11 protein-coding genes and 2 pseudogenes are annotated in these 12,762 nt (G+C 67.9%); 5 read left to right on the forward strand and 8 right to left on the reverse strand.

Annotation, left to right across the window (positions count from 1 at the left end; translation table 11 throughout):
• Nucleotides 1-228 (forward strand): hypothetical protein (locus ACZ4N5_RS41445; RefSeq protein WP_467762142.1); only part of this gene is annotated, 228 nt, incomplete at its 5' end.
• Between the two features lie 71 nt (nt 229-299).
• Here ACZ4N5_RS41445 and ACZ4N5_RS41450 read toward each other — a convergent pair.
• Together ACZ4N5_RS41450 and ACZ4N5_RS41455 are read right to left on the reverse strand one after the other, a co-directional pair.
• Nucleotides 300-812: a hypothetical protein gene (locus ACZ4N5_RS41450; RefSeq protein WP_467762143.1), complete on the reverse strand. Its 513-nt coding sequence runs from the start codon at nt 810-812 to the stop codon at nt 300-302.
• A complete protein-coding gene (locus ACZ4N5_RS41455) occupies nt 809-1,747 on the reverse strand; it encodes a class I SAM-dependent methyltransferase (protein ID WP_467762144.1) in 939 nt (312 codons plus the stop codon). Before ACZ4N5_RS41455 ends, ACZ4N5_RS41450 begins: the two co-directional genes overlap by 4 nt.
• A 314-nt stretch (nt 1,748-2,061) precedes the next feature.
• Here ACZ4N5_RS41455 and ACZ4N5_RS41460 point away from each other — a divergent pair.
• Nucleotides 2,062-2,558, forward strand: a pseudogene (locus ACZ4N5_RS41460) (mycothiol transferase).
• Here the strand turns inward: ACZ4N5_RS41460 and ACZ4N5_RS41465 are convergent.
• A complete protein-coding gene (locus ACZ4N5_RS41465) occupies nt 2,559-3,032 on the reverse strand; it encodes a GNAT family N-acetyltransferase (protein ID WP_467762145.1) in 474 nt (157 codons plus the stop codon).
• Nucleotides 3,033-3,416: 384 nt separating this feature from the next.
• On the opposite strand from ACZ4N5_RS41465, the gene ACZ4N5_RS41470 reads away from it, so the two are divergent.
• Together ACZ4N5_RS41470 and ACZ4N5_RS41475 are read left to right on the forward strand one after the other, a co-directional pair.
• Nucleotides 3,417-3,935 (forward strand): DUF6584 family protein, encoded by a 519-nt coding sequence (locus ACZ4N5_RS41470; protein WP_467762146.1) that lies wholly within the window; start codon nt 3,417-3,419, stop codon nt 3,933-3,935.
• A gap of 558 nt (nt 3,936-4,493) precedes the next feature.
• Nucleotides 4,494-5,699, forward strand: a complete 1,206-nt coding sequence (locus tag ACZ4N5_RS41475) for a bifunctional class I SAM-dependent methyltransferase/NUDIX hydrolase (RefSeq protein WP_467762147.1) — start codon at nt 4,494-4,496, stop codon at nt 5,697-5,699.
• A gap of 153 nt (nt 5,700-5,852) precedes the next feature.
• Here the strand turns inward: ACZ4N5_RS41475 and ACZ4N5_RS41480 are convergent, their stop codons facing one another.
• A complete protein-coding gene (locus tag ACZ4N5_RS41480; protein WP_467762148.1) occupies nt 5,853-8,252 on the reverse strand; it encodes an RICIN domain-containing protein in 2,400 nt (799 codons plus the stop codon).
• Nucleotides 8,253-8,486: 234 nt separating this feature from the next.
• Complete coding sequence (denD, locus tag ACZ4N5_RS41485; protein WP_467762149.1) at nt 8,487-9,515, reverse strand: D-erythronate dehydrogenase; 1,029 nt, start codon at nt 9,513-9,515, stop codon at nt 8,487-8,489.
• A 385-nt stretch (nt 9,516-9,900) separates the two neighbouring features.
• Here denD and ACZ4N5_RS41490 point away from each other — a divergent pair.
• Nucleotides 9,901-10,147 (forward strand): annotated as a pseudogene (locus ACZ4N5_RS41490) (IS21-like element helper ATPase IstB); the annotation flags it as partial.
• 70 nt (nt 10,148-10,217) lie between these two features.
• Here ACZ4N5_RS41490 and ACZ4N5_RS41495 read toward each other — a convergent pair.
• The 3 genes from ACZ4N5_RS41495 to ACZ4N5_RS41505 form a co-directional block, all read right to left on the reverse strand.
• Nucleotides 10,218-10,781 carry a cysteine hydrolase family protein gene (locus ACZ4N5_RS41495; protein WP_467762173.1) on the reverse strand — a complete coding sequence of 188 codons (564 nt, stop codon included), beginning with the start codon at nt 10,779-10,781 and terminating at the stop codon, nt 10,218-10,220.
• A 414-nt stretch (nt 10,782-11,195) separates the two neighbouring features.
• Nucleotides 11,196-11,558 carry a DUF1330 domain-containing protein gene (locus tag ACZ4N5_RS41500; protein WP_467762150.1) on the reverse strand — a complete coding sequence of 121 codons (363 nt, stop codon included), beginning with the start codon at nt 11,556-11,558 and terminating at the stop codon, nt 11,196-11,198.
• A gap of 648 nt (nt 11,559-12,206) precedes the next feature.
• Nucleotides 12,207-12,545 carry a thioredoxin family protein gene (locus ACZ4N5_RS41505; RefSeq protein ID WP_467762151.1) on the reverse strand — a complete coding sequence of 113 codons (339 nt, stop codon included), beginning with the start codon at nt 12,543-12,545 and terminating at the stop codon, nt 12,207-12,209.
• Nucleotides 12,546-12,762 lie beyond the last annotated feature (217 nt).

Raw genomic sequence — 12,762 nt, forward strand, 5'->3', positions numbered from 1 at the left:
CGAGTAGTCCTTCATCGCCATCGGCGGTCTTCTCGCTTCCTCCGGATCAAGCAGATCCAGTATCAGCGTGTCCACCACTCAGGGGGAGGCCCCGACAGCCTGTTCCAGGCCGTGGTGACCAGGCTCCTGGACAGCAGCGACGAACACCCCGCCACCGCCGGTATCGCCTCCAAGAAGATCTGTTTCGGGCTCAGGGCCCACGCACCAGAGAAGTTGAGACAGAGCTGAGCAGGGGCAGCACCGGCTGTCAGCCATCGCCGTGACGCTCGGTGACAACCGCACGGCGTCACCCAGGTTCTCTACTGCACGTGGTGGTACCAGCGCCGGTGCACCATGGGTTCGACACACAGCACGGCGGCGCCTGCGATCGTGCCGACCAGCAGCGCGGACTCACCGCCGCCGTTGAGGACCGCGCCAGTGCAGGCGGCAGCAACGGCAAGCGGACGCAGCAGGGTCAGCGGGCCGAGGCCGACAACCATCGCGAGGGTGCTGGCGCGGAACGGCAGGGTGAAGTAGGCGGCAAGCGACAGCAGTACGGCGGTGGCGTAGGCCCCGAGCGGGAGCAGGTAACCGAGGCCCCCGGCAGTCAGAGTGTTGTAGGTCCCTGCCTGGTCGCGTGAGGTCAGGAGCAGGACTGCGGCGGTCAGCATCGGGACGAGCAGCAGGACGGCCCCAACCGCCAGCCCACGCAGGGTGGCTCGGGCAGTGGCCCGTTGTTTGCGGATGCGGGCGTCGCTGCCGGCATAGGCGCGGAAGCCGCTGAACGCCGCGTCGACCAGACCGAGGAGTACGAGCGGTATGGCGGGCGTCATCGGGTGGTCTCGGCGAGGTGCTCCGGACCGACCATGCGGCGTGCGTCCCGCCCGAGGGCTCGTCGAAGCGGCTCCTCCAGTTGCGGGCGCACCCCGATGATCGGGCGCAACGTGGTGCAGAACGGGTTCACGGCTCCGCGCGGCTCGTACAGCAGTGCGCGCATGCCGGGTACCGCAGCGGCGCGCAGCAGTGTCTCGTCGCTGTGCGCGCGCAGCGCGGAGACGACGCCGTCGTGGCGGCCGAGCGGGTTGCGCATTCGGGCGCGATGGAAGACCCAGGCTCCAATGGGCGCGAGACGGGTTGCGGCGATGTCGAAGTGGCAGAAGGCATGCGCCGGTGAGGCGGCCTGGGCCTGGAAGAACTCGGCCAGAGCAGTGCCTCGGAAATGGTGCAGCACGCCGGTGGAGACGTAGACGGTCGCCGCCTCCGGCAGATCGAAGGCATTCCCGTGCACGAAACGGCAGTTGAGCCCCTCTGCGTGGGCGAGGCGGTCCGCTTCGCCGACCAGTGTGGCGTCGAGGTCGACCCCGACCAGCTCGACGTCCGGGCCGAGAGCGTGGGTGGTCGCCAGCCAGCGGACCAGGTAGCCGAGGCCGCAACCGACGTCGACCAGGCGGTACGGTCCGGGCTGCCCGGTAGTCGACCGAATCGCGGTGAAGAGCGGGCCGAGCAGGTGAACCAGGCGTTCGCCGATCCGTAGCTCCTCGCTCAGGCGCTGGAGCTCGGTGTGCACGCTGATGAGCAAGCGGTCCACGGCGTGGGGGTCGAGCACGCCCGCCTGGTCCACGGGCAACCCGGAGACGATCCGGGCCGCGCGCTCGTCTCCGCTCTCGCGGAGCTGCTGAATCACCTCGGCGCGCCGGACCGGGAGCCGGTGGCCGCTGTGTGGATCCACCGCCGTGATCAGGTCGGAAATCTCAACAAGCTGGTGCACGAGGCAGAACCTTACGGCCTCCCCTGCCCAGCCCGGCGAGCCGACTGCCCACCATCTTGGAGTGTCCACAAACTCCCGTATTGTTCGGTACCGGTGCTGTCGAGGCCCGTGCACTGGCTTCGAACGAGTCGATTGGCCCCAGAGGAACGAGTCCGCCGGGTCGGATGAGCGATCTTCGGGGCTCGGCGTGAACGAGTCGATCGGCCCCACCACGGGATCGCCGTGGTCGTGTTGTGGAGCTGGGATGCCGGTCAGGGACAGTAGTGCTGCCGAGCATCGCTAAGTTTCCGCCGTCGGGCCTGTCTTTGCTCGGAGTGATCCAGCATCTGGCCGAGGTCGAGCGGAGCTGGTTCCGGGTCGCGTGGAACGGCGAGGATGTACGGGCTTATTGGCCGGGGACAGTGAACGGCACGTTCGCCGAGTTCGATGTCGACTCAGCCGATCGCGACGAGGCGTTCAAGGTCTGGCAGGCAGCGCGCGGTCCCGCGCGATCGTGGAAGCCGCCGAGTCCCTCGACGCCACCGTCAAGTGGCACGACGAGGTGTTCACCCTCCGCTATGTCCTCACCCAGATGATCGAGGAATACGCGCGACACAACGGTCATGCCGACCTGCTCCGCGAGCGCATCGACGGGGCCACGGGAGAGTCGTCACGATCTCCTTGCATGAGGACGGACGGGGCGGGGATCGGACACGAAGCGTCGTCCACCGTGCCGTTCCCCGGGGACTGTTGGTTCCCGGGCCAGGTGCGTGCCGGGCGGAGCCAGCGGGTGCTCACGACTTGGGGAGCGACATCAGTGACGGCTGGTTGATCAGGGCGCCGAAACGTCGAGCGGCAGATCTCGGTGGAAGACGGCCATGGTCCGGCCGGGGCCGTTGTAGTCGTCGACTATCTTCACTTCAAAGCCGAGGCTGCGATGGAAGGCGATTGAGCCGGCGTTCGCGACGGACGTGATCGCCTTCAACTGCCGTGCACCGTAACGCTCCGCTGTTTCGGCGAACGCCGTGTACATACGGCGCCCGAGACCGGTTCCACGGGCATCGTCCCGCGTCGCGATCAGATGCACGTAGCCGGTGCCGTCCGGCGTGACAAATCCGAAGATGTACCCACGAATTCCGTCTTCGGCACGGGCAACCAGGCACATGGAACCGAATTCCTGCACCAGTGCCAGAAGGTGCAGCGAGCGCAGGTCGCGCTCGCCCCAGTAACGGGGGTGATCCGTCAGGATCTGGTGGAAGTCGGCCACGTCGGCCGGTGTCATGTCTGTCCCCATGGCGGCGATCATGACAGACACCTGGCAGCCCGGTGAGACTTCTCCCTGTCCGCTCGCCAGAAACTCAGGCTTCAATGAATCGGACTGACGGGCCGCCAGGATGGTGTGTACGTGTAGCTGCCTTCTGTGGCGGGCCGGGCGTCGCCTCCGCACGGATCGAGCGGCAGTACCCCGGCACTGCCGGGCCAGCCGCACAACTGGCGACGCCCACGGACGCCTGCGGACGTCTGCGCCGGCGGACGCACGGCCACCACCCAATGAGCTGTCCCGTATCGGGCAATCTCCCCGTCTCGGCGAGGTTCAGTTGATCTCACTGAGCGTTGACCACAGGGGCGAGCGAGTGCCGAGCGGTAAACCAGGTCGACGGCGGTCACGGCGATACTCGATCATGCACGTATGCCGCTGACAGAGACCCTTGCCCGCGTCGACGCGGATCTGGCCGCCGGCCGGGTTCCCGTCGCACGTCAGCGCCTGCGCGGGCTGGTGTCGTCCTTTCCGAACGACCTGACGCTTCGCCGCCGCCTGGGCGAGACGTACCGACTGTACGGAGAACCTGCGGAAGCGGGCCGCTGGATGTACCTCGAACAGGACCGGGACGCATCTGAGACCTCGGCCTTCGAGGCGAGATACAGCACGGCTTCGCAGCGCATGCGGGCACTGGCCTGGTATGGACCTGAGTCGCTTGCCCCATCGGTGTTTGCCAGACAACAACTGGAAACAGTGCGAACAGCCTGCTCCGACGCCATGGGACACCCCGTCGATTGGGACACGGGGCCAACCAGCCGGAAGACCAGCCGGAAGACAGACAGCAAGCCCAGCCCCTTCATAGACACCCTGGCAGGGGCCGGATGCCTGATGGTGGTCCTCGCATTCCTCGCAATCTGGGTGAACGGGCTCGTTGCCCTCTTTGATTGACTCGAGTCGCCCCCGACTGCGGGACGCCACTCAGGGTTCAGTACGTCCTGGCCGCCCATCACCACAAGGTGATGGACGAACGACGTGGCCGTCGGTCCTGTCCAGGCACACGACACGCCCGGCCTTGACGCTGCGCCTGCCCGCGGCGCCCACGGTCGGACGCTCGTCTGGTCCGGCCGCCGCCGCGTTGCGCGGCGGCGGCCGGAGCGCGAGGGACCGAGGCTCCCCCCGGTCACTCCTCGCGCGAGGTGCCCTCCGACGGCAGAGCGGGGCTGCGGGGGTTGCCTCGCCTGCATGTCTTGGAGGGCGCGAGGCTGGAGCCGCGCAGTCGGCGATGCGGCTCCAGCTGGCCTCACGAGTGGGTCATGGCTCGGGGTCCGGGAGCCTGCGGCATGGGCGAGAGCCCAAAGTCACCTTCCTTGAGAGTAGAAGATTCGCCGGGATGATCGGAAGCTGGTTCCCGGAACGCAGCGGAGAGGACCGCTGCCAAACGGAGGGTGGCCGCGGCGAATTCCACGATCGACACAGTCACCCCGCCTACTGCTTACGGGAGTTCTCATGTCCGGTGAGGACGTGAACGCCGATGCCTGGACCCTCTACGGCCGGCGTCAGTTGAATCGAAAGTACGTGCCGCCCGTCCCGGAGCAGCTGACCTGGACCCCGTGGGAAGGCGTCGGTCCCGGGGCCGAGATTCTCGGTGACATCACCGGCAATCGCGTCCTGGACATCGGCTCCGGTGCCGGCCACCACGCGGTGCACCTGGCCCGTACTCACGGCGCTCGTGTGACCGCGATCGAGTTGTCGCCCACCCAGCACCAGCGCGCCATCGAAGCCCACACGGGCGTTTCCGGCGTGCAGTTCGTCCTGGGCGACGTGGTCGACTACCTCCCCACCGCAGAACCCTTCGACGCTGCGTACGCCATCGGCAGCCTCGCCTTCACCGACCCGCACCGCGCCCTGCCTGCTCTGCGCCACGGCTTGCGCCCCGGAGCACCGCTGATCGTCTCGATCCTCCACACCGACCTGGACGACCGCGGCCCGTCCACGACCGTCGCCCCTCGGGAGCAGCTGATCAGGCTCCGGGACGACCAGCCGCTGCCCGTCCAAATGTGGGTTCTGGCACCTCAGTTGTGGGAGGACCTGCTCAAGGAGTACGGCTTTCGAGTCGAGGCCGTCGACCTGCTGCGGCACCCCGACGAGAACGTCCCGGTCGTGCAGCAGCTCATCCGCGCCCGGCGCCTCCCAGCCCGGTCCGCACGCGTATCCAGTCGCCCCCGTACCCTGGAGCGACCCTCGCCGCACGCGGCCATCGGTGTCGGTGTCATCCTCCTCGGCGACCAGGGAGTGCTCCTCGGCCGCCATCGTCACGGCACCTTCGAACTGCCGGGCGGAACCGTCGAAGCCGGGGAATCCCTCGAAGCGACCGTGATCCGTGAACTCGCCGAGGAGACCGGGCTGATGGCCCGGTCCGACGACGTCACGCTCCTGGGCACGCTCGTCGACCACGTCGATGACGTCGTACGGGTCACGGTTGGCGCCATCGTCGGCGCCTGGCGTGGCCGGCCGGCCACGCAACCGGACGAGAGCGTCGGTAACTGGGCCTGGTACCCCCTGGACCGGCTGCCCGACGGTCTGTTCGTATGCAGCGCCCAGATCCTCACAGCCTGGCGACCCGACCTGCCCATCGACCACGCACCCGCGCATTTCACCCCGTACGCCTCCCGCGAGGCGCCCGCAGCGACCGCGACGCACGGAATCGCATAACGGCGACGCGCGGAGGTCGCCTCACCCAGCGTCGCGGGTGACGGCTTTCAAGAACGGCGATCTGTTCGTCAATGGTGGTCTGTGGAGCGGTGGACCGGATCGGCGGCCGGTTGGACACGACAGCCGATCCAACGCCACGCCTGGCTCAGCCATTCACAGGAACCGCCACAAGTGGTCGGCCGTTCCGTTGTCGTCGAACTGGACCACCTGCGCGCTGTTGTCGGTGGACATCCGGTCCACGCCGAGGACTTTGCCGCTGTTCTTGTTGCGGATGCGATACCAGCCGTCGCCGTTGCCGACCAGTGTCCACAAGTGATCGTCTGTTCCGTTGTCCTCGAATTGCACAACCATCGCGCTGTTGTCCATGGACATGTGGTCGACGCCGAGCACCTTGCCGCTATTGCCGTTGCGGATCAGATACCAGCCGTCACCCTTGTCGACGAGCTGCCATGCGTGGTCGCCCGTCCCCGTATTGTCGAACTGCACCACGCGTGCGCTGTTCTCGGTGGACATCCCGTCGACGGCGAGGACCTTGCCGCTGTTTTTGTTGGCGAGCCTGCGGAAGGGCGGTTCCGGCGTCCAGGGCCGGCCGTCGGGTGCCGCCGTGGGGAAAGACGTGATACGAAGCCGCGCGGCGCCCATGGGGATGAGGGTGACCGTCTCCACTGGAGCCTCGCTGCGGGCGGGACCGTCCTGGAGCGGTGCGACGACATGTTCGTCGTCCGCGACCCATTCCTGGATCTTCCGGGCTTGCGCAGAGATGTACAGGGGCGTGGTGCCGGGAGTGAAAGGCTGGTCCGGCACGACGGCACTGGTCTGTGCGGGCGTCAGCGGGGTCTCGGGGAGGAGACCATAGTTCCATGCGGTGGTCGCGTGGACCTCGTATGCGGGGAACGTGTCGTCTCCCGCGTAGCGGTCGTAGCGTTCGCCGATCTTCAACGAGTAGGCGAGCGGGCCTCGTTCGACGCTGACTGCGCCGTGCTGGCCGGGCCAGGGGCGCAGCTGGGCCTGCTGAGGCAACTGCAGACGGACGACGTCGCCGTCGCGCCAGGTACGCTCCACCCGCGCCCAGGACGGGCCGTACGAGGCCGCCACTGAAGTGCCGTTGACCTGTAGTCGCGGCCCTTTGCACCAACCGGGCACGCGCAACTGCAGTGGGAAGCCCACGGGATGGGGTGTGGAGATGGTGAGGGTGACCGTGTCCTCGAAGGGATAGCCGGTTTCTTCGGTGACGGTGACCGTCGTTCCGCCTGCGACCGTGGCCCGGACCCTGCTCGGAGCGTAGAGTGCGGCGACCAGACCGCCGTCGGCACTGGCGAGCCAGAGTTCCTCGGTGAAGTACGGCCAGCCCATGCCGTAGTTGTGGGGGCAACACCGGTACTGGTCGACGCCGGCCTGGAAGGCCTGCATGGCGAAGCCGTTCTGGAACTGCCCTTGTGTCTTGGGGCGGTTGTCGAGGTCGATGCTGTTGGCGCTGGTGATGTAGTGAACGGACTTGCCGTCGGGATCGAGGGAGGCCGGGAGCATGTTGAAGGCCAGGTCCTCGCAGCGGTCCGCCCACACCGGGTCCCCGGTGATCCGCGTCAACAGCTCGTGGCTGGCCATGAATTCGACAATGCCGCAGGTCTCGAAGCCCTGCCGGGGGTCTGTGAAACCGGGCCGGAAGTTCTCGTCGCCGGCCAACCCGCCGCCGGAGAACCGGCCGTAGGTGTCCATCACGGCGTCATAGGCACGGTAGGTGGCCCGGGTGAGGTCGGCGGAGCCGGTCAACTGGGCATACTGAGCGGGCTCCCGGAAACCCTGGGCGATGTTCACGTTGTGCCGACTCGGGGTGGCGCCGGTCCAGTTGACGCCGTAGGTGTGCATCTTGGCGGCAAGATCCAGCAGGAACCCCTCGCCGGTCCGGCGGTAGAGCCACACGACAACGTCGAGACCGTCGCCCCAACGGTAGGACACCCAGCTGGTGTTGAAGGCGCCCGGCCCCTGGGCGTTCATGTAGCGAAGGAATCGGACCAGGAACGGCACGACCCGCTGGTCGTTGGTGTACTCCTCGTGCGTTCGCAGAGCCTGCAGGAGCGGCAGGAAGGGCCAGAAGTCGGGACCGCCGTTGAGTGCGGTGCGCAAGGCACGCGGCCCGAAGAAGCCGTCGCTCTCCTGGGTTGCGAGGATCCCGTCCACCCACTCGCGCGAGCGGGTCAGCGCGTGTGCGTCCCCTGTGGCGATCGCCAGCGGTATGTAGCCGCGCAGCCAGTACGGCACCTCCTCCCAGGCGTTGTGCTCGGGATGGACCCAGCCCGTGGTGGAGAAATCGAGGAAGTGCGAGAGGTTCTCGTACGTGCCGCACAATCCGTCGAGCTGTAACCGGAGTTGGCCGGCGAGCCAGCCACGGGCGACCACGCTGCCGGGCGGCAGTTTCTGGAATCTGTCGGGCAGCTGCGTTTCAGCCAGCGGTCGGGGCGCCGCGGCCGCGACTCCCGCGAACGTGACTCCGAGCGCCGCGGCACCCAGGGCGCTGGAGCCTAAACCGAGGATTTTCCGCCTGCTCATTGACATGCAGGTGACCTGCCTTCCCGAAGGGGTCGACTTGCAGTGCGACAACGTTGTCTCTCATTCTCGGACAACGCCGGATCATCCAGATACGGCTCCACAGCGTCCACGCGGAAGGCGGGAAGCTGCGGTCTTCTACAACGTTGGAAATAGTGCCGCGGACATGACAGCACGGCCAGGTGTGCCTGTCCAGAGTTCACGCACACCACGAAGAGCACCTGCACAATCACCCGGGCAGCGTCAGCATTCACCGCGAGACCGATGCACGGTCACCGCGTCGGGGTGATCGGCGACGTAGTCCTGGACCACTGACAGGAAACTCGGGTCGGGCTCCAGACCGAGCCCGGCGGCGCGCCGGTTGTCGATGACGGCCGGCCACGAACCGACGACGGCCGCGATGGCAGGGTCGGGTGTGAAGGTCACCAGCTCGGTGGCGGCTGAGCCGGCCACCTGTCGCATCGTGGCGAGCATCTCGGCGACGCCGACCGTGAGTGCGGGAAGGTTGACCGGCAGCCGGCCCTCCAGGCATCCCGGTCCGGTGCCGCGCTCGGCCTCCGCGACACGGAGGATTCCCTCGATGGTGCGTCGCGGGGAGGCCAGGGCCACCTGCGTGCCGGGGTCCACCGGACACGTTGCGGGGAGTCGGGCGAGCGGTTCGCGGATGATGGCGGACAGGAAACCCGAGGCGGCCGCGTTCGGCCGGCCGGGCCGCACCACCACCGTCATCAGACGGGCGACACGTCCGTCGACGAAGCCGCGGCGGGTGAAGTCCGCGAGCAGGTGTTCGCAGACGAGTTTCTGCGTTCCGTAACTCGACTGAGGCAGGGGCACAGTCGCCTCGCTGACCACGGACGGCAGGGGAAGATCCGGGGTGGAGCCATAGACGGCGAGGCTGCTGGCAAACAGCATCCGCGGTACCGGCCCGCCGGCCATTGACTGTGCCCGAGCCGCCTCCAGCAGGGCACGAGTGGTGTCCAGGTTCGCGCCCATACCCAGATCGAAGTCCGCCTCGCACTCGGCCGACACGGCAGCGGCAAGATGGAACACCACGTCGACCGGCTCGGCGAACACGTCATCGAGACGGTCCGTCAGAGCACCGTGCACCACGTCCACAAGCGGGTCGTCCGCCGACTGCAGGCCAGGCCCCGCGACCTGGTCGACGAGCACCAGTCGGGTGATCGGCACGCCGTCGAACGTCCGCGTCCGCAGCAGGCGCCCGACAAGCAGACGCCCGAGGAATCCTGACGCACCCGTGACGATGATCCGCATGTGACGTCTCCTCACCAGTTGCCGGCCACAGCATCGTGGACGCCGTCACGGTATGCCCCGCCCTTTGCTGCAGCAGGCCCATCCTTCGTTTCCACGCCCACGCCCACGTCCTCGGACACCCAGCAGCATCCTCGTTCGGCAGCGAGTCCACCACACCCGCTGTCGCCGGTGACGGCGGGCAGGTGCGAGCGGGTGCCCGCGTGAGGGAAGACCGCAAAAAACCGGGTACGGCGGACGGGCGGCTCACGGGCGTGCCGCTCTCGCGGCCGGCGGACCGGTGCCGTAATGCGCCGTCGACATCGCTGTACGGCGGCCCTCCACGCGGTCCGGTGAACGCTCACCGACGGCGATCGCCGGACCGTTCCGCCGTCGAAGGAGAGAGGCCATGAAGACGTTCAAACGCCACCGCGGGCTGACCGAACAGGCTGCCGACGCTGCCGTCGACCAGGCGCGCCGCATGCTGCGGCTGCCCACCATTCGCGCCCAGTTCCCCGAATTGCCGAAACAGCCGCCCGTGATCAGATGTCGTATCGCGGTTTCTCGCTGAGCTGCTGATGGCCGAGCGCGACGACCGGGCCCGCCGTCGCTCGGAACGACGGATCAAGGCCGGACAGCTGCACAGAATGCCGTCGGCCGACCTCACCCGGCCAGCGAGAGGCGATGCCGTCCTGCCCCGCACGCGAGGATCCGGGCGGCCTCCCGCTATTGCGGTGCGATGGCGTTGAGCCAGTCCTCAACGGCGACGACATCTGCCCACTGCGGGAACAGCTTTTCGGTGAGCATCGCGTGCACCTCGGGGTCGGTGTCGAGACAGGCATCCGCCAGGACGGTGAGGCCGAAGTCCAGGTCGATGGCGTGCCACAGGGTGGACAGCACCACAGCGCTGGTGGCGATGCCGGTGAGAACAAGGCTGTCGATATCGCGAGCCCTGAGTACCAGGTCGAGGTCGCTGCCCGAGAACGCGCTCCCCCGCCTCTTGGTAACCACCACGTCGCCCTGCTGGGGCGCAACGTCGTGATGAATCTCGGTGCCAGGGGCCCCCTCGGTGAACAGGCCGGCCCGCACGGCGTTTGTCATCACCCTGTTGCGAGGGCTGACTTCCGGATCGCCCGGTCGTAACGCCATCACCACGTAGATCACGGGGATGCCTGCAGCCCGGGCACCGTCGATCGCGCTGCGCAAGCGCGGCAGATATCCGGAACCGTCGTCGGCGATGGCCACGACGTCCCGTTGGACGTCCATCACCAGAAGTGCGCTGTTCGCCACGCTTGCCGTCCCTTCTCCGTTGGGAAACAAGTGCAAGTCTGTTGGATCAACCGAGCCGCGATGCAGATTTCGGAGATCGTCATCAGCATCGCGCCGCAGTGCGCCCATGACCGGTGTCGGTTCTCATCGACATCTTCGACGTTCTACGAGCGCCACCGGCCGTGGTCGGCGGACGGCACCCGGGAACGGTGCTGCGGCACGTCCAAGCCGGCGAGCCCGTAAACCGCTCGACCTCCTGTCGGGACGGGACGCCGGGACCCTGGCCACAAGACTCCGTGACAACCCAGGCGCCGAGGTGATCTGGCGGGATCGCGCCGGTTCCTACTCTGAAGGCGCCCGCCTCTGAGCCCCACAGGCAGTCCAGGTCGGCAACGAGCGCGAGGTATCTCGGTGCCTCAGAAGGCGGCTGCAGGGCTACGTGGTCGATTGGCCCGCTCGGTCGGCTTCCGTTCGCAACTTGCGAGCTCGCTCGGCCGGGTCGTAGTTCGGGCCGACGCCCTCGATCAACACCAAGTCGCCCTCCACGTGGTCGGTACGCAAACTCAGGATGGCCCGGTAGGCGGGAGAGTCGTACCAGGCACGGGCTTCGGCCAGGCCGGGGAACTCGATCTGCACCATGCTGCCGGGCCACGTCCCCTCTACGACTTCGACCGGCGGACCATGGATGACGAAGCGGCCGGCGAAAGGATCGAGGGTTGCCTGGATGCGCTCCAGGTACTCGATGATGTCGGAGTGATTCCGGCGGCTGCGGAGATGAGCGAAGCCGTAAGCGGGCACCACGGGGCTCCTTTCGTCCCGGGGGTGTGAGCGATGACCAGAACGTAGCTGAGGGTGGTTGGGTGGTGCGATTACCTCGGGGGTAATCGCCGGGCGCCACATCGAGGACACGCACCGGGGCCGCCGCCCACCCCGCCGTTCTGCTGGAAGGGGCCCGGCCCGCCGACCGCCGCGAGGCTGACAGTGTCCGCGTTGACGTCGGCCGCATCCGGGAGCCGGTCGGGACGGGTGCGGGACCGTGCTGTCGGTCAGGCGCACGCCGACCGCTCCGGCATGGGAGGAGCCGAACTCTTCTGTCGCCCAGATCTCCTGCTCGCCCTCACCCATGGCCCGCCGTCCAGCCGTGCGAACACTCCGCCGGACGGGGGCGCCGACCACGACCATCCCCAGCACAGGTGGTCCGCACATCGGAATCACTGAAGAGGGTGAACTCGCCCCGGACCGGTGCAGGATGCCGGGGCCGCAGTTTGCCCCGTGCGGGTACACGGCGAAGGACCCGCACCCCCTACCGCGAAGGCTGCCGCCCACGGCGACGCCGCCGGGACGCGCGCGCCGGCCGGAACCTCGGTTGCAGATCATCCGGTTTCGGCAGGGCGACGCTGCTCAGAGCCCACCGATCTTGACCGGGAGCTTCTCACGGCGCCCCGCTCAGAGGTGGCCGGCCAGGAACTCCCGTACCTCGGCGATGGTCATGGGCCCCGTGCCGTGCGCCACCGCCTCTCCCTCCTTGAGCAGGACGTAGGACGGGGCTCCGGTGATCCCGTATCGCTCGGTCGCGGCCGGACAGCGTGTGATGTCGGCGCGGACGGCCGTCAGGCGGCCCGTGTACTCGTCGGCGATGGCACCCACGACGAGGTCCATCGCCCGGCAGGGCTCGATTGCCTTGGGCCATGTCCCGGTGAAGTATGCGAGGACCGGGACTCCGCTCATCCCCAGGATGAAATCGAACTCCGCGTCCTCACGGGGTTGGTGAACCCGCTTCGCCATGGAAGCTCCTGACCTCGCGTTCCGTCATTCCATCCCCATCATCCCCCGCGCGGTGCGAAGGGCCGGCCCGGTCGGTCGTCCGGCTGACCTGTCGGAAGGGAGGGACGGGGCCGACCGCGCATGGTCCCTGGTTCTCGAAGCGTCACAGTTCGCCTCAGCGGCGAACCTCGTTGAACCTGTGCCCGGGCATGCCGGCCGCCCGCCCCGCCTCAACGGC

The organism is Streptomyces sp. NPDC026500 (assembly GCF_055567635.1).